The sequence below is a fragment of the Shimia thalassica genome, assembly GCF_001458215.1.
GTDB lineage: Bacteria > Pseudomonadota > Alphaproteobacteria > Rhodobacterales > Rhodobacteraceae > Shimia > Shimia thalassica.
Genome location: NZ_CYTW01000001.1, coordinates 139775 through 161606 on the forward strand (window position 1 = coordinate 139775; position 21832 = coordinate 161606).

Sequence of the window (21832 nt, forward strand, 5' to 3'; positions counted from 1 at the left end):
TGACCCCTTTCTCCGCAATCTCGGAACACCCCTTATGAGACATCTTCTGATTGCGATTATCGCAACTCTATTGTCGTGCACTGGTGCCTTCGCACAAGAGGGGGCCATCCAGCCTGTCCTCCAGAACCACCAAGCCGCCATTGTAAAAAGCTCTCGCAAAACAATCGCTCCGGCAATTGACGCGATTGCCTCGAGCGGCGTGCCGCAGGCACAACAGGTCCTCGAGGTCTGGGCAGCCAAAAACATGTGGATGCGCAAATCTGACGGTGTGTTCTTTATTGCCGAGAAAGCCGAAGACAAAACCTATCGGTTGACCGATTTTGACACCGGTCAAACAATTGACGGTGTCTTGAAAGCTGATCTGAAACAGATCAAACCCAACAGCGGTATTCGCGCCATGATCGGCACCGCGTTGGTCCGGTTCCAATTGATGGATGCCGACAAAGACAAACGTCAGGATGCGTTGACGTCGATCGAACGCGACCCCGAGGCTGCACATCTGGCACCTCTGCGGGCGTCGATTGATGCCGAACCTGACGCAGGCCTAAAGGCCCAAAAACAACGGTTGGAACGTCTTCTGACCATTGGCTACGACGAAGATACGCAAGCCCGTGTTGACGCCATTCTGGAGATGTCAGGCGATCTTGGTGTCGATGTCCGTGCCACGCTGAACCCATTGATGACCACCACCCGTGCAGTTTCCGCGGGGGACGTGCCGCAAGGGCTGAACATCGCGCAGGTTCTGGTTCCGGGAAAAGAGGATTTCGACACAGAAGCTGCTTATGAGCTGCTTGTGAAAGAAAACCTTGCCGCACCGCGCCTGTCGTCTGGCGAGATGCGCGCGATTTTGGCCGAACACATTGACGGTGGCAGCATCGCAGGTGTGCCAGTCGCCCAAATGAACACGCTGGAAAACCGCAGCAAGGCCTATGCGTCGCTTGCCGCAGAGGGCAAAGTGCCCCCGCTGGTCACCGATGAAACCATTCAGGCAGCATTGGCAACACACGTCTTCTATGATGTCTACTCCGAACCCTCTGCCGAGGTGACCGACGCGGCACAGAAAGCTCTTAACGATATCTCGGTCAATGTCGGCATGAACCAGGCCCTTGATTTGACGTTGGATGCCTTGTCACTGGCGTCGATCTATTTTCTGGCGGCGATCGGGCTGGCCATCACCTTTGGTGTGATGGGCGTTATCAATATGGCGCATGGTGAATTCATCATGATGGGCGCCTATACCGGTTACGTCGTTCAGCAGATCATTCCCGATCATACCATTTCCATTATTGTGGCCATACCACTGGCCTTTGCGGTGACGTTTGCCGCAGGTGTCGCAATGGAGCGATTGGTCATCCGCTGGCTCTATAACCGCCCGCTCGAGACGCTTCTTGCGACCTTCGGGATTTCCATCGCGTTGCAACAGCTGGCCAAAAACATCTTTGGGACACAGGCGCGTCCGCTCACGGCACCCGGTTGGCTGGACGGCGCATGGGTGATCAATGATGTTGTCTCGATCAGCTATATCCGCATCGCGATCTTCATTCTCGCCTTTATCTTCCTCGGGGTCTTCCTGTTCATCATGAAGCGCACCCGGCTGGGACTGGAGACACGTGCCGTAACCCAGAACCCGCGTATGGCTTCGTCGATGGGGATCAACAAAGACAAGGTGAACATGCTGACCTTTGGTTTGGGGTCGGGCATCGCAGGTATTGCCGGCGTCGCCATCGGTCTGTTTGCCAAGGTCACGTCCGAGCTGGGCAGCGACTATATCGTTCAGAGTTTCATGACCGTCGTTGTCGGAGGTGTCGGCAACATCTGGGGCACATTGGCCGGGGCAACGATGATCGGCTTCCTTCAAAAAGGAATCGAATGGCTGAACCCGTCAAACACGCTGGCGGCGCAAACCTATATGATCATCTTCATCATCATTTTCATTCAATTCCGGCCGAGGGGCATCGTTGCCCTCAAAGGCCGCGCGGCGGGGGATTGAGCCATGCAGCGTTCCTTTTTTGCAAAGAACCCCTCTGTCTTGGTGTTTCTGGCCTTGCTCGCAATCTTTACGCTGGTTGTGACCGTTCTGTCCGAAGGCTTTGGCATGGGCTTCATCTCGACCAGCTTTATCAAGACCTTGGGCAAGACGTTGTGCTTGTGCCTTATCGCGGTCGCGATGGATCTGATCTGGGGCTTTACCGGCATTCTCAGCTTGGGACATTTCGCGTTCTTCGGGTTGGGCGGCTATATGATCGGCATGTGGCTCATGTACGAGCGGACACGTTTGATTGTCGTTGAATCGCTGTCCCAAGCGGAAATTCCGCCAACATCGGCCGAAGTCGTGGATGCCATCGGCAACCAGATTTTTGGCGTTGTCGGCAGCAGCGAGTTCCCCTTGGTTTGGGCATTCGCAGACAGCCTGTTCCTGCAGCTGGCTCTGGTGGTGCTTGTCCCGGGTATCTTGGCCTTGGTCTTTGGCTGGCTGGCCTTCCGCAGCCGCGTAACAGGCGTCTACCTGTCGATCCTGACACAGGCGATGACCTTGGCACTGGCGCTCTATCTGTTCCAGAACGACAGCGGGTTGCGCGGCAACAATGGCCTGTCTGGTCTGCAGAACCTTCCCGGTGTCACCGCCTCGCAGGATCAGGTTTCGCTTTGGTTCCTCTGGGCGTCGGCCTTTGCACTTGGGGTGGGATACATGATCGCCGCATGGGTGGTGTCGGGCAAATTCGGATCCGTTATTCGCGGCATTCGCGATAACGAAGCGCGTGTGCGTTTCCTCGGCTATTCGGTGGAGACCTACAAATTGGCCGTCTTTACACTGACTGCCTGTCTCGCCGCGATTGCAGGGGCGCTGTATTACCCGCAGGCTGGCATTATCAACCCTGCAGAAATTGCGCCTATCGCATCCATCTACCTTGCCGTCTGGGTCGCGATCGGCGGGCGTGGGCGGTTGTATGGCGCGGTGATCGGTGCCGCCTTCGTCAGCCTTTTGTCGACATGGTTCACTGGTGGTCAGGCGCCCGATATCTCGTTGGGTTTCTATACAATCAAGTGGGTTGACTGGTGGCTTGTGCTTCTGGGTCTGTCCTTTGTTCTGGTCACTTTGTTTGCCCCAAAAGGCATGGGTGGGCTGGTTGATCTGTGGACAGACAGACGTGTTCCAAACCGGCATGGCGCTGACCTGGGCCCAGACGACGGGGCATTGCGTGAAAAGGAGGCCAGCGAATGAGCAATCTTCTCGAAGTATCCGGCGTTTCGGTCACCTTTGACGGATTTCGTGCGATCAACAACCTGTCGTTCCAGATTGGAAGCGCCGAACTGCGCGCGATTATCGGACCAAACGGTGCAGGAAAAACCACCTTTATGGACATTGTCACAGGCAAGACGAAACCCGATGAGGGACGTGTCCTGTGGGGCGAAAAATCTGTTTCACTGCTCAAAATGAACGAGGCAAAAATTGCCCAAGCGGGCGTCGGGCGCAAATTTCAGAAACCGACTGTTTTTGAAGACCAGTCGGTACAGGAAAACCTGTTGATGGCGTTGAAAAAACCACGGGGCTGGTTGGCCGTGTTGGGATATCGGGCCAATTCCGAAGATCTGGATAAGGTCGCGCAACTGGCAGACGAAATCGGTTTGAAAGATGCCTTGTCGCGCAAGTCGGGCGAACTGAGCCACGGCCAGAAGCAATGGCTCGAGATTGGCATGCTTTTGGCACAGGAACCACAATTGTTGCTGGTGGATGAACCCGCAGCAGGCATGACGCTGGCAGAACGAGAGCACACAACAGACATTTTGGTTGAGGCGGCAAAGACCCGTGCGGTGGTTGTCGTTGAACACGATATGGAATTTGTGCGCCGCTTGAACTGTAAGGTCACGGTGTTGCACGAAGGGTCGGTTCTGGCCGAAGGCAGCCTTGACCACGTCACATCAAATCAAGACGTCATCGACGTGTATCTAGGACGCTAAGAGATGTTGAAACTGAACGATCTGACGCTGCATTACGGGCATTCTCAAATCCTGCACGACGTTGCACTCGAGGCGTCATTGGGCGAAGTGACCTGTGTTATGGGAACAAACGGGGTCGGGAAAACCAGCCTTCTAAAGGCCATTGCGGGTGCCCATCCGCGATCTGGTGGCACGATGGAATTGAATGGCGAAGAAATTGGGGTTTTGCCGTCTCATGCGCTAGCGAAAAAGGGAATCGCCTATGTGCCGCAGGGACGCGAGATCTTCCCCCTGTTGACGGTTAAAGAGAACCTGGAAACGGGTTTTGCGTGCCTGCCCTCCAAAGAACACTTTATCCCGGATGAAATTTACGACCTGTTTCCCATCCTAAAAGATTTCCTGGGTCGTCGTGGCGGGGATCTTTCCGGTGGGCAGCAACAACAATTGGCCATTGCGCGCGCCCTGATTACAAAGCCACGGTTGTTGCTTCTGGATGAACCAACCGAGGGCATTCAGCCGAACATCATTCAGCAAATCGGGCAAGTTATCAAATTGCTGCGGGATCAAGGCGATATGGCAATCATCCTGGTCGAGCAGTATTTCGAGTTCGCCTATGACCTCGCGGATCAGTTTGCCGTCATGCGCCGGGGCGAAGTCGTTTTGAAAGGCGACAAGGGCACGCTCGAGAAATCAGAAATCATGAGCTTTGTTTCGGTCTGATCGCGCATGTTCGATCAGGCTAAATGGTTCAATTTGCCAAAATAACCTGATCGAACAACGCAAAGGCCGTTTGCCGCAGAGGTTTGCTTGATTTGTTCGCAGCAAGATCAACGTGGATGATTTTGCTGTTCGGATTCGCCGCGCGCAAAGAAACGAGAAACGGAAATGTTTTCCAGCGAATTGGTATATGGGAAACAATGACGTCTACATCGAAACTTTGCGCGCGAAAGGTCCGCCCCCCAACGGACCTGATTTCGTGGTTTGCCACTGCGAATTCCGCTGAATTGACCAGATGTCGCTCGGGACGCTTCAAAAGGTCCGACTGGGTTTCGACAAGATGGCAGATCGAGAGTGTCATACTAATGTTCCCTTAAAGTGAGTGGCGGCAGTGTCTAAGGTTGCTTTAGATGACATTATCATTTGCCATGGTTTTCTGCGTGGGTTCGAAGGGTTAACTTCACGAAATTTGGAGTAACGGGACTATACTTTTGAACTCCCTTCTTTGCTCTGGGGCCTGTTGAAAACGTAGTCTGGAGACCTACGCTTCAGGCCACCAATCCGAATGATCTTTTGCCTGTTGGTTGCAAGGTCGCGTGATCCGAATGTGCTTGGCTCTGGGCAAGGGCGAGAGTGGCCCCCACGAAACCGTCTTTGGTGCCGCAGTCGAAATATTGTCCTTCGAATTCGATGCCCCAGGCGCTGTTCTCTGACAGGTCGGCGGCAATCGCATCGGTGAGTTCGATTTTTCCGTTATGGTTACAAGGCGTCTTTTCAAGGTGCCGAAGCACAGAAGGTTGAAGGATATACCTTCCGATTACGGCATTGCTTGACGGGGCTGTGTACCGTGAAGGTTTCTCAACCAAGTTGGCAATGTTGAGACAATGCCCGGCACGGGCCTCGATATCGAGACATCCGAATTTGGAAATCTGGTCATACCCGACGTCCTTGCTGGCCACCAAATTGCCGCCGATCCGCTCGTGCATTTCGATCATTTGCGCCAATGCCGGCCGAGAGGCGTGAATAAAGTCATCGGGCAGGATCACGGCAAAGGGTTTGTCGCTCAAAAACGCGCGGGCGGTCCAGATCGCATGCCCGAGTCCGCGCTGTTCATTCTGGTGAATGATCCAATGCGAATCCGCATCCAGAGTTGCCGTGCGCACGCAATCAAGCGCCTTAGTGTTTCCACTGCGGGCCAAATGCATTTCGAGCATGTGGTTGGTCCGGAAATATTCATCAAGGCTGGGTTTGTCTGGTGAGCTGACAAAAATGAAGTTGCGGATTCCTGATGCGCGGGCTTCCTCGACTGCAAATTGCACCAAAGGCTTGTCGATCAAAGGAAGCATCTCGTTTGGTACTGACTTGGTGATCGGCAGCAATTGTGTATTCAGCCCTGCAACCGGAAATACAGCAGTATCGATGGAACTCATTGGTTTTTCTTTCTTTTCGTCTGATCCAAGGAAATTTTTAGTAAGCGCCGCGACCCGAAAGTACGGCGCGGAATGTCAGAGCCAAAAGCATCAGGTCGAGCATCAAGCTCACTGACCGGCTATAGGCGATGTCCATTTCGACCATCCGGTCAAAGCCGATGTCAGCGCGCCCCGAAACTTGCCAGACACCCGTAAGACCCGGAGTGGCCTTGAGGCGTTCCAATGCGCGCGGAGAATACACAGCCACCTCTTCAGGAAGGGCAGGGCGCGGTCCAACCAAAGACATATCCCCTTTGATGACATTCAAAAGCTGGGGCAGTTCGTCGATTGAAAACCGGCGGATGAAACGGCCGACACGTGTGATCCTGGGATCATCTTTCTGTTTGAAGCAAACACCTATGCGGTCGCTGGTCTCAAGAAGTGCCGCGCGGCGCTCTTCGGCATCGATGAACATCGATCTGAACTTGTACATCATGAAAGGTTTGCCATCTTTGCCAATCCGCTCTTGACGGAAAAAGACCGGTCCGCGGCTTGTCAGTTTGATCGCAAGTGAAGTGCCGATCAAAAGCGGGGCAATCGCCAGAATACCAAATGAGGTCAGGGACAAATCCAAAACGCGTTTTGTGAGATTTCGAGAACTCTTTGCCCGACGATTGTCTTTCGCCGAGGTTTCGAAATCTGTGTGCATAGCCATTGTCATCATGTGTCTCCGCCAATTCGGTGTAACGTCTTTATGACAAAATTGATTGAACGGCTCTATGGTGCGCATGGCCATTAAGGTGTTGATTTCGCTTACCTGTTTGGCGCGAACAGCGCGCGGGCTACGCCTTTTGGTGTTGGCGATATACGAAAGTATATTCGATTATCGAATGAGACCGATTTGCACGCGTGTCGGGCCATAAATCGCACTCTGACCCGCCTCTCTTGCGACTCGGCCCCTTTCGACAGGCGCATTCGGGCACACCAGTCATGAAGCGATTTAAGGTGCGTGAGCATTTCGGTTTCTATGGATGTGTATCTGTATGGCCATTGGATTTTCACAAATTGGCTTAAATTATCGATGAAGAGCCCTCGAACTGCCCTATTTGCGGGTTACACAGATTGTGTCGATCTGACTTTCTTCAGGCATATTTCCCCTGATGCCCTCCGAAGGCCGGAGATACACTAAGATCAATCTGGTTTCTCACAGGCGTTCCGATTGTGGACTGTTGAGAGACGAAACTCTCGGGCAGATGGATGTGTCCGGACCAACCTCTTCGGGCCGACACGGCTTAAGCAGGGTTGGCAAATCCTGTCGAAACATCCAAGCTACGCTATATATCCCCTAGCGCGACACGCTTGGCCATTTGAGAAGAAAAGAGAAACATGAAGATACTGATTGCAGATGACCATGATTTGGTACGCGATACAGTTGTAGCTTTCCTCGACCGTGAAGCGGACCTTGAGCTTTCATCGTGCGAGTCTCTGGGGGCTGCACTGGCCATGATTGAAGAAGCAGGACCATTTGATCTGGTTCTGCTGGATTATTCGATGCCAGAAATGAACGGTCTCGAAGGTCTTGAACGGGCGATGGCGGCCAATGGCGGCATGCCCGTTGCGATCATGTCGGGAACGGCGCCGCGTGCGGTGGCCCAGGATGCACTGGATCAAGGCGCCGCAGGGTTCCTTCCCAAAACAATGGGTGCCAAATCTCTTGTGAATGCGGTGCGGTTTATGATGGCTGGCGAAATTTATGCGCCTGTCAAATTCATGACCGAAGTCGTTGAAGAAGAAGAGCACGAGCTTGCAAAGAAACTCACCGAGCGAGAGCTCGAAGTTTTGCAGGGGCTATGTCAGGGGTTATCTAACAAAGAAATCGCGCGTGATACCGGTCTTCAGGAAGTGACGATCAAATTGCACGTGAAAACACTTTGTCGAAAGCTTGATGCAAAAAACCGCACCCAAGCTGCTGTGACAGCCAAGGATGCGGGTCTCTTTTAGGACTTCTAGAACTTTTAGGCAGTGACTGCAGGGTCGCTTCCTGTAGCGCCTGTGAAGACAAGGGCACTGCCATTGCGGGCGAGGGACATAATGCGGTCGATACCCGCATTTACCTTGCTGCGCATGTCGTCAACATTCACAACACTGACCGCCAGATCCGCTGTGGATGAAAACAGCTCGGATGACAGGCCGGTGTCCAGGTTCCCCGAGTTCACCACGATAACCGCATAGTCTTTTTCATAGAAGCTCAGAGCCTTGCGCAGAGCAACCAGCGATACGGTTGCGTCGGTGATACGGGCGTCAGAACCTGCACCGATGACTTCGGCACCAAATTCGTTGCATTCCGGCTGAACATATTCACCCACGATCAGATCACGCCACCCTGCTTTGTTCTGTGGTGCAACGGTTTGCAGATCAGCGTCGATGTAAAGCGTTCTCAGGTTCGCTGTTGCAAAGCTGTCCGCCAGTTTGCGCGCAAGTGTTCCGCTTTCGGCGCTGTCAAAACGATTGACCGCGATAATACGGGCCTTGCGGGTATCCGGGCGTGTGCGGGACGGGAACAGTTTGATGTTGTTGCGCAGACGGTGAATGCTGGTCTCAATCTCGGCAGGCGTAGCAGTTGCCTTGATCGTTGTGAGAATTGGCATGAACCAGGTGTGGCGCCACAGGTCATCTGTGTAGCGAACTTTTTTGTAAGTCAGGCCATATCCCATCACCAGAATGATCGCCAGAACTGCGCCGCCAACAACACCGCCCGCGCCGAGCATTTTTGCGCTATCCTCGGCAGGCTTTTGTGGAACCAGAGCAAAGGCCATAACATCGACAAGACCGGGCATTGAGTTGCGGCTTTCCAGCTGGATCACATCAAGAGCATGGCGCGTTTCGTCGAGTTTGCGGCGAAGTTCTTCACGCTCTTCTTCGAGGAAGGTCAGTTCAATACGCTTGCGGTTCAGTTCGCGCGCTTCTTCGCGAGCGGTTTCGAGGCGGCTTGTTACTTTTTCCAACAGAGCGCTGATTTCAGCCATCTGGTCGTCTTGATTGGCTTCGCCACCTTCGGTCAAAGCGCCAGTTTGGCCCAAAACTTTGATCTGGTCGCGACGATCGGCCATTGCGCTGCTGATGATGGCAATTTCTTCTTTCTTTTCAATCACCTTGGGTGTGTTCTCTGCATAGCGCTTCAAAAGCGAAGTCAGCTCGGCTTCACGCTTGGCTTTGTCAAAGTTCAGATCTGCAAGAGCACGGTCCAGCAACGTGGCGCGCATGATTTCCTGATCTGCCATGTCTGCGCTGCCTGCGGAATCTGCGCTGCTGCTGATTGCCAGAAGGGTTGCTTTGACCTCGGCCTGACGCGCAATGAGGGATTCAATCTGTGTGACTTTTTCGATGTGGGTTTTGACAAGAGACGCCATGCCAAACTCACCGCCTGCTTCAAGAGTTTGGGCGTTCAGGTCTTGCAGCTGTGCCAGAAGTTCCGCTTCGCGCACGGTCAATTCGTTGGCACGGAAGTTCTCGAGCTTTTCTTTTGTTTCAACTTTCAGGTCCATGAAGGCCTGAATGACAGAGTTCAATTTCAGTGCCGCAAACTCGGGGTCTTTCGAGTTTGTCTTCAGGATGATCAACGCTTCTTTGCGCTTGATCTCGATGGATTCGGCCAACGATTTCGCGGTCAGTTCGTCGTCCGCGTCAGGCATCTTGGATTTGATAATGGCGGTCGCGCGCTCCATCACGGGCGAGCTGGCGACGTATGTGGTTTCGGCTTTCACAAAGGATTGAAACAGCTTCAACTTTGAATCGTCACCGCTGGCAAAAAGAATACCGGGCTCGTGCGCAGAAACGCGCAAAATCGCCTGGGTTGAATAGGTTTTTGATCCGTTTACAAAACCAAGATATCCAAGCCCGCCGCCCAATACGACAATCAGGCCCAGCAGAACGAGCCAACGCTTGCGCATGATCCGTGTGAGGGCGCCAAATGGGCTGAATTCCGGTGCCTCTGCTTCGTCAGCAAACTCTTGGCTTTCGGGCTGTGCCTGAAGGACAGCTTCGTCAAAAGGCAGATCTTGATCTGTGCGGAAACCATCCATTTTAAAATTCCTTCTGTTGAATAAACGAGCGGCTGCTGTCGTCGCGTTCCCATTTGAATCCGGATACCGGCTTTTCAAACGCGAGAGCAGCGCGAACGCTCAGGGACAGCCCGACATAGGTCATCAGGGCAGTCCACTTAGTGGGGTTCAAAACAAGCGACTTCAGCGCCGACGGTGCAGACGATTGCACGCCATCTTGGCGGGGAAGGATGTTCATTTGTTTAAGCTGTTGCGTTCCGCGACGCACACGCTTGCGGACCTTGAACAAATCCGGAAGCGAACGGGGCGGGTGCGCGGTGAATGAGACGTTATTGACAAGAGTTTTCTCCGAAGCGGAGAAGTGACGCGAAAAATATTCATCATCTGCAATCAGGTCTGGCAAAGGCAGTGCGCGTTCCAGACCCTTTTGGGTCATCGCAAAAAGGCCGCCGAACTTGCCGTTTTGCATATAGGGGCTCTGGCTCCAGGCCGCATAGAACGATTTCACAAATGCAGAGCACCCTGTGAGGTCGATATTCATGCGGCCAAAGCTGGCCATCGCTGTACCGTTTTCCAACGGCGCAATGAGCGCGCGCAGAGTATCGGTATCGACAAGAAGATCGGCGTCCAGAAACACAAAGATCGAGCTGTTGGCTTGTGCCAGCCCAAGACGCAAAGCGTTTGTTTTGCCGGGCGTGCTGGTAGAAAGAACCGTCGCAGCAGGGCAGGCCGCGCTTGCGACGTCTGCGGTGTCGTCATGGCACGCATTTGCAATCACGATGATTTCGAATTCACCGGGATGCATATCCGCACAAACCTTGGCGAGTGTCGCCTTGATAACCGAAGCCTCGTTGTAGGCTGGTATCAAGACAGTCGCGCGTGGTGCGTTTTGTGCGTTGAAAACGTTCATTATACTGAACCTGCCAATGTGGCGTGGTGTGCACGTGCAGGCGTTTGCGCTTCTGCAAAGATGAAATCCTGAATGCCGGAGAGCAGGCTTTGGTGAGTCTGTGAAATCTGGTCGTGCTGAATATCCACAGGGCGGGTGTTGAGCGCCTCGTCCAGCGCGTCTTCGAGCATCGCTGCCGAATATACGACGCGCAGGTTGCTCAGATGTGCAAGGTTTTCAGCAGTCGCCATTTGGTGGTCATTGCGGTGCTCGCCAAATTCGGCGCGACGCGGCATAATGATCACCGGCTTTGCATATTCGATGGCTGTAAGGATCGACCCCATGCCAGCATGCGCGACAAGAACGTCGGCCTTTTTGACCAACGACCGAAACGACGGTGCATCAATCATGCGGCGTACATCCATGCGCGAGGATTGAAATTCGCTTGTTCCGGTTTGGGCAACGATTTCCTGTGCGCTACGGGTTTCGGCCCATGTGTCCAACGAGTTAAACAGGCGATCAAAAGGCAGTTGTGTTCCTACGGTTGCAAAAATCATCTGGGATCTCCTTTACAGCACTGAGCCGATGTAAGTTGCCTGGGTTTTGTCAGCCACCGAGGGCCATTGCGTGACCAACTGGTCCGCGTGTTTCGCGACCAGCTGGGCCGACAGCGACAGTTCGTTTGCGTTGGCGATGCTGTCGACAAACATTGTGCGCGCCCCGATCAGTTTGGCGATGCGGATCGCCAAAAAGCCCGCAGCAGCGCCGGTCGAGATCACAACGTCTGGACGAACCCGCAGAACAATCATCGCGATCTGGAATGTCGAAAGGATCAGGCTGAGCTTGGTGTCGCGGTTTGCGTCTTTGAAAGTGTAAAACGGGGAAGGGGACACATCCGCTTTTGCGCCGGCATCAACCGTTGCAAAGTGGACGTCGCAGTTTGCGAATGCAGGGCGCAAGCGCAGCAATTGAACCCAATGACCACCACCAGATGCTACGGCAAGTACTCGTTTCTTTTTGGCGTTTGCAGTGTGTTGCATCTTCATTCCTGTTTGGCGGGGTCGTCTTACTCCTCTACTTCTAAAGTCAGTCGAGACAGCTTGGCAGACCCGCAAAAGGTCAAAGGAAAGCGCAACAGAAGTAGCACCTAACCAAAAGGATAGGTGTCACTACACAAGTGCTGTAAAAATGGGGGTGCGGGGGCGCTAAATCAGAGATTCGTAAAGGTTTACAAGCTCTTTTGCCTTGGTGGGCCAAAGCCCCTCGCGTGCCACTTTTTCCCGGGAACCCTGCCCCAGACGATGTCTTTGCTCGGGATCGTCGGCCAGTGTGCGGATGGCATCTGCAAGATCACGGGCCAAAGCCTCTGGTGTCGAAATCGCAAGTTTGATCCCGCATGTGTCATCCACGATCCAATCGGGCCCCCCGCGTTGCGCAGCAATAATGGGAAGTCCCCATCTCATGGCTTCGTAAAGAACGCCCCCTGCCGGTTCGCGAAAACTCGGGAATGCGAAAACGTCGGCCTTGCGATACAGATCTTCGACCTCATCGCGTGGAATGCGTCCCAAGAACGTAACGCGATCCGCAACACCCAGTTCTTCAGCCTCTTTGCGGCACAGGTCAATTTCTTCTCCGGCACCGGCACTGGTTAGGGTGATGTCAGGGCGATCTTTCAATTGTGCGAGGGCACGAATGACATCGCGCAGCCCTTTGGTGCGCACGCCCCGCCCTACATGCAACAGATTGAGGGTATCGGTGCCGGTTTGGCGCGTCACTTCGGGGGCCAACTCTTCGATCCCGAGTTCAAGGACAGGTGCGAATTTTTTGAGTGGGACCTTGCCCAAGACGTCGCGCACATAAGGGGCAACGCCGATTACTACCGCCGCGTTGCTATAGCTGCGGCGCAACCATGGATCATAAGCAAACCGGACGGAATCCATCGCACGCAGTTTTGTGAACCAGGAGGCAGAGCCCATCTCGCCTTTAAAGCCCTCGGGTGTTTCCAGCGCCCCGCCCAGCGGACCGATCACATAAGGGATGCCACATCCATAAAGCGGCGAGGCATAGCGGGCTGCTTGCGGCATAAGCTGATGGGCAATATCGAAGGTTGTCCCTTCTGCTAACGTCGTCTTTATCCAGCGCCGGACGTGTGAGGAAAACACGGGCCACGCGGGTTTGAGCATCGCATTTAGCCGTTCGTGTTTGCGGGCCCATGCCGGTTCAGGCCAGCTGACCACCTTGGCGGCCGGCAGCTGTTGGGCAAGGCTTTCACGCCCCGGCCGTTCAAACGACAGCACGGTAAGGTCGACCAGCTCGGCCAAGGCTTCGGCCCATTTAAAGGCGACAAATGCCTCGCCAACGTCTGTGCCATCAATATTGGGGGCAATCAGAAGAACTTTTAATGTATTCATTGTGAAGCACTCGGCCAGGTATCAGGGGATGCAGCAACCACCCGCCGAAAATGGCTTGCCCGTTCTTTTGCGCGTTCGCCGCCAGTCAGGCTGGCGAGAGTCCAGAACACCGACCGTGACAGGTTAAACCCCGCCAACATTGTCCAACACGCCGCGCCACCAAGAACACCTCCATGCTTCCGGTGCAGGCGAACGGTTCCCTCGGTCAGCATAACATCGCGCTTGTGGTTCAGTTTCTTCACCGAGCCCCCTCCGAAGTGGGTGATCTCGCCGACCGGTGACAGAACGAGTTTCCAGCCTGCATCCGCAAACCGACGACACCAATCTGTTTCTTCGCCGTAAAAGAAGAAGTCTTCATCCAGCAACCCGACCTCGTCCATCGCCGTTTTGCGCACCACCATGTAGCACCCAGAGACAACATCGATCTCGCGCTCTGTCCGGCGATCCCATGTCTGCATCTGGTAGCGGTCAAAGAAGGGCACGTTCTTGAGCTTCCATAATCCCGTTGTCATCAACGACAGGTTCAAAAGGCTGGGATAGCCGCTTCCGGTGATTTGCAAGGTGCCATCCCGATTGAGAACGCGGCATCCCATAACACCAACTTCGGGGCGTCCATCCATAAACGCACAGGACGCCGACAGCACATCTCCGTGCACCAAAGTGTCCGAGTTCAACAACAGCACGTACCGACCGCTGGCCAAGGCAAGAGCCTGATTATTGGCGGCGGCAAAGCCGCGGTTGTCAGTGTTGCAGATCAGCTTCACTTGCGGAAAGCTCTCTCGGACCATGTCCTGAGAGCCATCCTCCGAGGCGTTATCGACCACAAAAACCTCGGCCTTGAGGTTGCTCAGAGTATCAAAAACCGATTGCAGGCAATCGCGCAGCATCTCTCGCGTGTTCCAGTTCACAATTACTATAGACAAATCCATCACGAAGTCCTCGGTGTCACTGGACAGTTAAAAAAGAGTATGGCGCGGCTTTTTCTGCTTTGCGGCTGGTGTCTGGTCGTCTCCGGTTTTTTTCGCCTTTCCGGGTTTTGTGTCGGCCATCCAGACGCCTGATCCGATCAGGAACATGAACAACACGAACAGCGAATTCCAAAGGTGAACCGTGCAGGCCGCTACCGAAATCCCGAAAAGCGTAAAGGCCCATGCGTGTCTGGCATTGATCCACTCTTGTGGCAGCTTTTTCTTCATGCCGATCACGATCATCAGACCCAGCAACAAGGCCACCAGCATAAACCACGCCGGCAAACCGTATCGCACCGCGATCAAAAGCCAGAAATTGTCCATGCTGTCGGACATCCAGACGGGGCGAACCCAATCCCCTAGGCCGATCCCGAAAATCGGATGTCTGGCGACCTCGGCCGTGCCGTAGTTCCAGATGTTGATCCGGTTGTAGGCCGACTGGGGCGAAAAGGTCAGATAGGTCACGAAGACGTGGAACGGCGTTCTGTTCGACATCAGATCGATCCAGAAATAGGTCAGGCCGAACAGACCAAACAACATCCGCCACCTGCCTGTCACGCCCTTGAGAACACGTTCCCACGCCGCCACGAATATTTGTGCGGCCAGAACGACATAGGGTCCGCCCGATCCGGACAGGAAGGTGGCCACCATGACGCCAATTGTTTTGAACATGCCGCGCTTGTTTTTGAAGTCTCTGCCGGCCACCACATAGTATGCCATCGAAAACGCGCTGGCCGAGAACACACCGTACAGAATGGGGTGGTCGAAGGGGCCAAACGCGCGCTCGATGCCCATGCGTTTGTCGATATAAGGCGCGCCAGGGCCGCCCAGAACTGCGGAAAAGCTGTCGCGCAGAATGTGGATCTCTGTCAGGGATTCCGGAATGGTAAAAATAAGCATGCCCAGAACAACGCCGACATAGGCACGGGCGAAGGCTGCGAAGTCTTCGTAAGAGCGGATATACAGACGCCCGAGTAGATAGGCGCCCGCAAACTCGATGACATAGATGCCGCCACTCTCGATCCCCTGTGCCAAACCGCCCCATTTGATCAAGGCAAGTGTCGCCCAGAGAGAATGCCCGAGGACCAGCCCGTCGAAGACGCCAAACTTGGCATGTTTGCCCACCAGCAACGTATAAAGGCTTGGCAGAAACAGAATGATCAGAACGACCCTGTATCCCGAGAACCGCAGCCCGCCCACCGTCAATGACATTTCGGGCGGCATCAGGATGCCGATAAAGAACAGGGCAATCGGGATTTTGACGCCGAACCATGTCTTTTTCTTTTTTGCCATCAGAATATGCCTGTTTCATCCTGACACTGCCGTACGTGCTTTTTGAATGATGGCAGGTTTGCGAAGCAACGCCAATGAAGGTTTTTCAATGAGCACCCAGCTGAGACATGCAAACGGCAAGACAGCCCCAAGGCTCAGCACGGCCAGCGCAAGAGGTGACATTGGCGCCAACAGCGCGACCAGACATTGCGATACGGGCCAGCCATAGATGTAGATTCCGTAAGAAATATCGCCCTTCAACGCCACGGTTGACAGGCGAAAAGACACAAGGCACAGGCCATAACCCAAAGCCAATACGAATGCCGGCAGGAACATCGCATGCCCGACCAGCAATATCGCGGGCACCATCAGTAGGACCCCGATGCCCCAGTGCAGCACGATACGTCGGCGCAGGCGCCAGAAAACAGCGCCCATGACAAAGGTGAGCAATAATGGCGCCAGTACAGAAAGGCGGTAGCTGATTGGGTTTGCCGTTGCGGCATCCAACACGTCGAAAGCCATCCAAAGTCCGCCGGCCGCGGCGACCAAAAGCCCCCAGCCCCAAACCTTGCCAAGCAAACCGGACCAAATTGCGCTGGCCACGATGGCATAACACAAGACTTCATAGAACAGGGTCCAAAGCGGCCCGTTCACGGCGAGAGGATAGGGGGCGTCGGCAAATGCCACGCCGATCGTGTGTTGCAGCGACACCAATGACAGCCCGCGCAGAACATATGTGGCCAGCTCGCTCAATCCGGCATTTGCGCCAAAAGCCTGCGCTAATCCGGCCGTTACGACCAAAGCAACGGCAAGGCCCGGAAAAATGCGAAAGACCCGCGCTTTGAGGAAAGTCGCTCGCGATCCCATGTTGCGATCGGCACTTGCCGAGACCAGCATGCCTGACAAAAAGAAAAAGACAAACACCGCCACTTTTCCGAGCGAGAGGCCGATCAACGCTTCCAGCGGCTCGGGCGTTCCGGGCCCAAGCGCAAGAGGCCAGGCATGGCTGACAACAACAGCCATCGCGGCAACAAGCCGGAGAATATCCATATTGTTATGGCGACCCCGATTCAGACCGTCTTCAAGTGTGATAGTGTTGGACATCATATCGCCCTTCAAATTGCTTTGATCTTGACTGGCTTCCAGAGCCGGTTGCGAATGATGCGCTTGAGAGAGCCGCCAACCGACTGGGCCTTGCGTTTCAGGTTCAAATGAGACCACCAAAGGCTTGCGCTGTTGATCCCGACATCCTTGGGCGCGGGCATTCCAGCCAGACGCATAGCAAGCCGGCGACCAAACACCGAGGCGCGCGTATCCAAAAGATTGGGTTGTGCCGCTGCGATAAGGTCACGTGGCCGTTCTTCTGCAATAAGAAAACCGTTGGCGATTGCTTCTTCGATAATGCGTTGGCCGCGCAGGGTGCGGGCAACGATCATCGAGCGTCCCGGATCGGTGTTGCCCTTTGGTGGGTTGTGCCAGGGATCCCCGACCGAGATGTCGGCAAATTCGCCCGTGTGATCGGCGCAGATACGGCAGCGCCATTTGCGGCCGGCCTGAAGCACGTTGCCCCAGCCTTCGCCATATGAAATGGCGTCGCTTTTCTGGGTTTCCCCTGTGTTGTCGATGTAGGTTGCCTGCATCAAACCGGGCCAGCCTTCGCCGCGATACCGCAGATCGGTCAGCTTGGCGTCTTTTGGCACGGACAGGCGGTCCAGCAACGCGTCCGTGGCGTTGATGTTTGGTGCCCCTGCGCAGAAGATCGAAATCGTCGCGGCAAGTTTGTCGTTCAAAGCCGGATCGATTTTCCCGGCTTTGGCAACTGATGCAACGTCGCATGGTTTGCCGATGAAGGCCGTAGGTGTGTCACGGGTCAGGATATCTTCGATCCGCTCGCCGGGGCTAGCTTGGGCGTAACGTGAACCTGCGCCGCGCAACAGCTCTTCTCGAGTCTGGCTGATCACGGACGTGTTTAGGCGTGGGTCGTCTTCGCGTTGGACAACATGGGCCACACCACCAGCGCTTTGAGACGCGAGCATCGACTGGCTCAGCGCTGTTGCCGCTCCGCCGGATGATCCGCGATGGCGGATCTCATCGTCGCTGGCCCAGCCTTCCCAAACCTTGAGAACGGGACCCCAGCTGCGATCCGTGTCGTCGCGTGTGTCCAGTTCATCATAGTTGGCACCAACACCGGCGCACAACTTTATGGCTTCCTGTGCTGCTGCACGCCCTTGCGATGTTTGCGAGACCACGGGACGGCGTCCGTTTTGAACGTCTTCCACCATGCGGATCAGTTCCGGAAAGCCACCGGCGCAGGCACCGCAGCCTGTGCAAAGGCTGGTTTCGACGGCGCGGGTGATTGGATCAGATGAACGGGTCATACAAAAACGTCCTTTTGCGAAGAGGAATGTGTCGAAGAAATATACGGTTTCAGCAGCGACCAAGCCCGAAGTGCAGCAACCGCTTCGCCTGCCGCGGCGATGAGGGCCAGGGCGAACAGCGGGGCGCCCACCGCAACGGCAGCCCATGCAGGGATGATGGCCAGCGCCCGAAGGGTGTTGCTCCGAAACGGAATGTCCGTGCGACCAAGAGAAACCGCCAGTTGCGATATCGGCGTCCGGGCAATGCGGATCGCCGCCCCCAAAGCCAGCGCCCAGATCAGTGCCTGACTGGGCGAGAAGTCGGCCCCGTACACCGTTTGGATCATCGGTCCAGCAGCCAGTCCGAAAGCCAGCAAAAAGACCCCGGCAAGTGCTGAATAGCTGCGCAAGGAAGGTAGCGCGGCCGCGGGCAAATTGTGGGCCGCAATGGCACGACGGAATTTCGGGGCCAGCAACGAGGCTGCAGCGCGCCCCGTAATCTGGGCAGGAAGCAGCGCGAGCTGAAGGGCGATGCCGTACATCCCCAATTCGGCCCAGCTAAAGTATCCCGCAACAATCAGGCGATCCGCTTGAAACGTCAGGAACATCAAGCCAGCGTTGAGAATAAGAGGCGCTCCGAAGTGCCAAATCCGAACCAGAACAACACGCTCGAAGGCAAGGGCATAGCGGCGCTCGGACAGCAGATGGGACAAAACAAACAAAGAGAACACATGGGTCAGTATAACACCCAGAAGGGCACGATAGTCTGAAAGCAGTGTTGCGAAGATCGGGGTCGAAATCAACATGGCTGCCGCTGCGCCCAATTCCACCACAGCCAGCCGGTTATAGCTGAATTTGCGCTCATGGCGCCGATAATCCAGATGCACGAACCCGCGGATCAGCGGGGCCAGCGCCAGAATGGCATAGCTGCCAGCAGTGGGGCCATCTGTAAATGCCTGGGACAAAGGAAAGGCCAGAGCCAAAAGAACAAGAGCAAGGAAGACGCCCCGCAATACCGCAGCGCCCTGAAGATTTGCCTGCAAACGGGCGCTGCCACCATCTGGAACCTGCGCCATAAAGCGTTCAAACGACACGTCGCTGGCCATTTCAACAAGACGCAAAACAAGCGCCAAAAGCATTGTTTTGCCAAGTTCCTCAGCACCCAGAAGGCGTGCCATGATGATCGAGCGCACAAACGCGGCAAGCTCGTTCGCCAGGGGAACGCTCCAGGCGGTGACCCGACCTTTGATCGTGGCAGTGCGCATCAATCAGACCTCGGTTGCACGGATGGCGGCAGCAACCTGATCCATCTGGTCAGAAGCGCGTTGCAACAAGGCTGGCAGGGCGGCATCAAGGTCGTGTTTTGTCTGAGCTCGCATCTCAAGGCTTTCCTTAACGGCATGGGCCAGAGTTTCAGCATCCATCTCGCGCAGGTCAGCGACCGACCCGACAAACCCGCACTCTTCAAAAACGCCAGCAGCTTTGTCGCTGTAACCCAGACCAAGTGTAGGGACGCCTGAGGAAAAACCTGCAATTGTCGCGTGCATCCGTGCTCCGGCGAACCAGTCCATCCGCGAAATGGTCGCTTTCAGCTCGGGCGCTGTATAGTCCTGAGGCAATGTCGCGGTGCGATCGCCGTATTCCGATTGCAGCATGGTTTCCAAGGCGCGCGCGGCTTCCCAATCGCTTTCGGGATCGTTTTCCGGGCGGTTGACGTGCGGGACAAGAACAAGGCGCATGTTTGGATCGCTGTCCAGAATAGTGCGCGCAGCCGAAAGAAGCTGACGGCGGTGATTGTCGGCCAGCCCAAAGTCGGCTTGGGCTTGCTCGGGATTTTGCCACAACAGCCCGCTGACATTCAGGCCCGCAACAGGTGTCGCGGCATCGCTCAACCAACCGTCAATCACGGAAGGCACGGCGATGGCAGGCTGCGTTGTTGGCAAGAGAACGGCCATGTCGACACCAAGGTGATGACGCGCCGGATCAAAGTCCGAACCAAGCTCGCTTTTGAGGAATTCATAGCTTTTGCTGTCACGGACCCAGATTGCATGTGCGCGTCTGAGGATGTCGACAGCTTCTGCTTTCTTTGCGCTGTCCTTGAACGGGCCAAGCGTTTGCGGCAACAGGATCAAAGGGCGGTCATTGTCGAGCGCAAGACGCTTTGTCCGGCACATCGCCTGGAACCGCTTTTCTCCATAAAGATCGGTAAAGCTGTCTCCGCCGCTCACATCGAGAACGGCACGTGATGACAGGACCGAGTGTGCGGCCGCGTTACCAAGTCCACCAAACTGGGCAAGGAAGGCAACCGTGCGCAAGCAATCGCCACGCCACAAGCGGCGGTTGTTTGACAGGCCAATCAGGCCGACGTCAATGTCGCGCCCATCAATGGACCAGCGTGTTTGGCGACGTCCCAGTCCGTGATCGGCAACATTGACCGTTGCAATGCCACGTTGGGCGAGACCGGAAACGGCAGAATAGCACAAAGCACTTACGCCTTGATTTCCGGTATTTGGTGCAGCTCCGAGCAATGTAATCATCTGAGACCTCTGTTAAGTCGTCTATTACGTTAGAATGCATTGACCATAGCCGAGTAAACGGCGATGAATACCACGTCGGAAGGTTACAAGCAGGTCCATGGGATTGGAGTATCTATTCAAAAGATTACAAAACATGTTTTGGCCTATACCGAAGTATAGCCGAAGTGTTTTCCTTCCTTCCTCGCAACCTATTCTTTCGTATAGTTCACGGTTCCTTTCGGTGGTTTTCTTTGTGGCTTTGGCCGCTTGTGATTCTGAATCATTTGATAAAAGCCGGTTATATTCGGATGGTGTTGTTGATCGCCAAAGAGTGGTGTCCAATCCCGGTGTTCCGGGCAAGGAGGTCGGATGCCAATCATCTTCAAAGGCCCCAAGCCAGCTGCATTCCGCCTCTGTCGAGCGCAGTTACCGGGTTGGGCCCGGTGACAATCTGAAATTCAATATTTTCGGCGAAACGGGTCTGACCGACATCGTGGCCCGCGTGGATGGCGGTGGATATGTCCAGCTGCCCATCGTCGAAACCGTAAAGGTTGCCGGGCGCACGACGCGCGAGATCCAGCAAGACGTGAAGCAATCTTATAGCGATCACTTCAACAACCCTTGGGTGACTGTTGAGCTGGTTCATGCAGAAAGCCATCCGCTCTACTTCCTCGGGGAATTCAATTCATCCGGTGTTCAATACCTCGAACATCCCCGCACGTTGCTTGAATCTCTGGCGCTTGGGGGGGGATTGACGCAGGATGCTTACCTTCCCGGAGCACGTTTGATCCGCAACAACACGATGTGCATCGTTGATCTGCACGGCCTTTTGAAAGAAGGCCGCTTTGAGCACAACATCCAGATCACGGGCGGCGACGTCATTTTTGCGCCACGCAAAGAAGACATGCAGGTTTACGTGCTTGGCGCGGTTGGCAGCCCTCAGGCGCTGCCTTTCGGGGCGCAGGGTCGCACCATACTCGAAGCGCTGACAATGGCCGAAGGGCCGGACGGGAATAAGGCGCTGTTGGACGAGGTCCGCATCATCCGCAGCTATTCCACGACCGAAGGAGAGTTGCTTGTTGTGAATGTCGACAAGATGCTCAAAGGGCAGGCGCTCGACTATCCGCTGGCGCCCGGCGATGTGGTCTATGTTCCACAAGACTCGGTTGGGGAATGGAATGATGTGATCGAGATGATCCTGCCCACTCTTGAGGTGATCGGTGGCATTGTGACCCCGATCGTTCTGGTGAAGAGCCTCTGATCGCCAGTGGTTTTCGCGGACAGCAGGCACGA

20 protein-coding genes are annotated in these 21832 nt (G+C 55.0%); 6 read left to right on the forward strand and 14 right to left on the reverse strand.

Annotated elements, in window-relative coordinates; genetic code table 11:
• Positions 1 to 34 precede the first annotated feature (34 nt).
• The 4 genes from urtB to urtE are packed head-to-tail and all read left to right on the forward strand — an operon-like array spanning position 35 to position 4659.
• Positions 35 to 1990 (forward strand): urea ABC transporter permease subunit UrtB, encoded by a 1956-nt coding sequence (urtB, locus tag PH7735_RS00605; protein ID WP_058309409.1) that lies wholly within the window; start codon positions 35 to 37, stop codon positions 1988 to 1990.
• Positions 1991 to 1993: 3 nt separating this feature from the next.
• Positions 1994 to 3223, forward strand: a complete 1230-nt coding sequence (gene urtC, locus PH7735_RS00610) for an urea ABC transporter permease subunit UrtC (protein ID WP_058309410.1) — start codon at positions 1994 to 1996, stop codon at positions 3221 to 3223.
• Positions 3220 to 3960, forward strand: coding sequence for an urea ABC transporter ATP-binding protein UrtD (urtD, locus tag PH7735_RS00615; RefSeq protein ID WP_058309411.1), 741 nt, complete (start codon positions 3220 to 3222; stop codon positions 3958 to 3960). Before urtC ends, urtD begins: the two co-directional genes overlap by 4 nt.
• Before the next feature lie 3 nt (positions 3961 to 3963).
• Positions 3964 to 4659, forward strand: a complete 696-nt coding sequence (gene urtE, locus PH7735_RS00620; RefSeq protein WP_058309412.1) for an urea ABC transporter ATP-binding subunit UrtE — start codon at positions 3964 to 3966, stop codon at positions 4657 to 4659.
• 28 nt (positions 4660 to 4687) lie between these two features.
• Here urtE and PH7735_RS20650 read toward each other — a convergent pair whose 3' ends face one another.
• The 3 genes from PH7735_RS20650 to PH7735_RS00635 form a co-directional block, all read right to left on the reverse strand.
• Positions 4688 to 5017: a hypothetical protein gene (locus tag PH7735_RS20650; RefSeq protein ID WP_058309413.1), complete on the reverse strand. Its 330-nt coding sequence runs from the start codon at positions 5015 to 5017 to the stop codon at positions 4688 to 4690.
• Positions 5018 to 5204: 187 nt separating this feature from the next.
• Complete coding sequence (locus tag PH7735_RS00630) at positions 5205 to 6086, reverse strand: UTP--glucose-1-phosphate uridylyltransferase (protein ID WP_058309414.1); 882 nt, start codon at positions 6084 to 6086, stop codon at positions 5205 to 5207.
• Between the two features lie 37 nt (positions 6087 to 6123).
• Positions 6124 to 6786 carry a sugar transferase gene (locus tag PH7735_RS00635; RefSeq protein ID WP_058309415.1) on the reverse strand — a complete coding sequence of 221 codons (663 nt, stop codon included), beginning with the start codon at positions 6784 to 6786 and terminating at the stop codon, positions 6124 to 6126.
• 665 nt (positions 6787 to 7451) lie between these two features.
• On the opposite strand from PH7735_RS00635, the gene PH7735_RS00640 reads away from it, so the two are divergent.
• Positions 7452 to 8066, forward strand: a complete 615-nt coding sequence (locus tag PH7735_RS00640) for a response regulator transcription factor (protein ID WP_058309416.1) — start codon at positions 7452 to 7454, stop codon at positions 8064 to 8066.
• A 14-nt stretch (positions 8067 to 8080) separates the two neighbouring features.
• Here the strand turns inward: PH7735_RS00640 and PH7735_RS00645 are convergent, their stop codons facing one another.
• From PH7735_RS00645 to PH7735_RS00695, 11 genes are all read right to left on the reverse strand, one after another.
• Positions 8081 to 10147 (reverse strand): hypothetical protein, encoded by a 2067-nt coding sequence (locus tag PH7735_RS00645; RefSeq protein WP_058309417.1) that lies wholly within the window; start codon positions 10145 to 10147, stop codon positions 8081 to 8083.
• A gap of 1 nt (position 10148) precedes the next feature.
• Positions 10149 to 11036, reverse strand: a complete 888-nt coding sequence (locus tag PH7735_RS00650; protein ID WP_058309418.1) for a glycosyltransferase family 2 protein — start codon at positions 11034 to 11036, stop codon at positions 10149 to 10151.
• Positions 11036 to 11572, reverse strand: a complete 537-nt coding sequence (locus PH7735_RS00655; RefSeq protein ID WP_058309419.1) for a glycosyltransferase — start codon at positions 11570 to 11572, stop codon at positions 11036 to 11038. Before PH7735_RS00655 ends, PH7735_RS00650 begins: the two co-directional genes overlap by 1 nt.
• A 12-nt stretch (positions 11573 to 11584) precedes the next feature.
• Positions 11585 to 12055: a glycosyltransferase family protein gene (locus PH7735_RS00660; protein WP_158503147.1), complete on the reverse strand. Its 471-nt coding sequence runs from the start codon at positions 12053 to 12055 to the stop codon at positions 11585 to 11587.
• Between the two features lie 165 nt (positions 12056 to 12220).
• Entirely contained in the window at positions 12221 to 13426 is a 1206-nt protein-coding gene (locus PH7735_RS00665) for a glycosyltransferase family 4 protein (RefSeq protein WP_058309421.1), read from the reverse strand.
• On the reverse strand, positions 13423 to 14355 hold the full coding sequence (locus PH7735_RS00670) for a glycosyltransferase family 2 protein (protein ID WP_058309422.1): 933 nt from the start codon (positions 14353 to 14355) through the stop codon (positions 13423 to 13425). The genes PH7735_RS00665 and PH7735_RS00670 overlap by 4 nt, the downstream gene beginning before the upstream one ends.
• Before the next feature lie 27 nt (positions 14356 to 14382).
• Positions 14383 to 15687: an O-antigen ligase family protein gene (locus PH7735_RS00675; protein ID WP_058309423.1), complete on the reverse strand. Its 1305-nt coding sequence runs from the start codon at positions 15685 to 15687 to the stop codon at positions 14383 to 14385.
• Between the two features lie 15 nt (positions 15688 to 15702).
• Positions 15703 to 16770, reverse strand: coding sequence for an acyltransferase family protein (locus PH7735_RS00680; protein ID WP_158503149.1), 1068 nt, complete (start codon positions 16768 to 16770; stop codon positions 15703 to 15705).
• 11 nt (positions 16771 to 16781) lie between these two features.
• Positions 16782 to 18044 (reverse strand): Coenzyme F420 hydrogenase/dehydrogenase, beta subunit C-terminal domain, encoded by a 1263-nt coding sequence (locus tag PH7735_RS00685; RefSeq protein ID WP_058309425.1) that lies wholly within the window; start codon positions 18042 to 18044, stop codon positions 16782 to 16784.
• The gene (locus PH7735_RS00690) at positions 18041 to 19288 is read right to left on the reverse strand and encodes an oligosaccharide flippase family protein (RefSeq protein ID WP_058309426.1); all 1248 of its coding nucleotides are present in this window, start codon (positions 19286 to 19288) and stop codon (positions 18041 to 18043) included. The genes PH7735_RS00685 and PH7735_RS00690 overlap by 4 nt, the downstream gene beginning before the upstream one ends.
• Positions 19289 to 19291: 3 nt before the next feature.
• The gene (locus tag PH7735_RS00695) at positions 19292 to 20560 is read right to left on the reverse strand and encodes a polysaccharide pyruvyl transferase family protein (protein ID WP_082645089.1); all 1269 of its coding nucleotides are present in this window, start codon (positions 20558 to 20560) and stop codon (positions 19292 to 19294) included.
• A gap of 313 nt (positions 20561 to 20873) precedes the next feature.
• Between PH7735_RS00695 and PH7735_RS00700 the strand changes: the two genes are divergently transcribed.
• A complete protein-coding gene (locus PH7735_RS00700; protein WP_158503151.1) occupies positions 20874 to 21800 on the forward strand; it encodes a polysaccharide biosynthesis/export family protein in 927 nt (308 codons plus the stop codon).
• Positions 21801 to 21832: the final 32 nt, after the last annotated feature.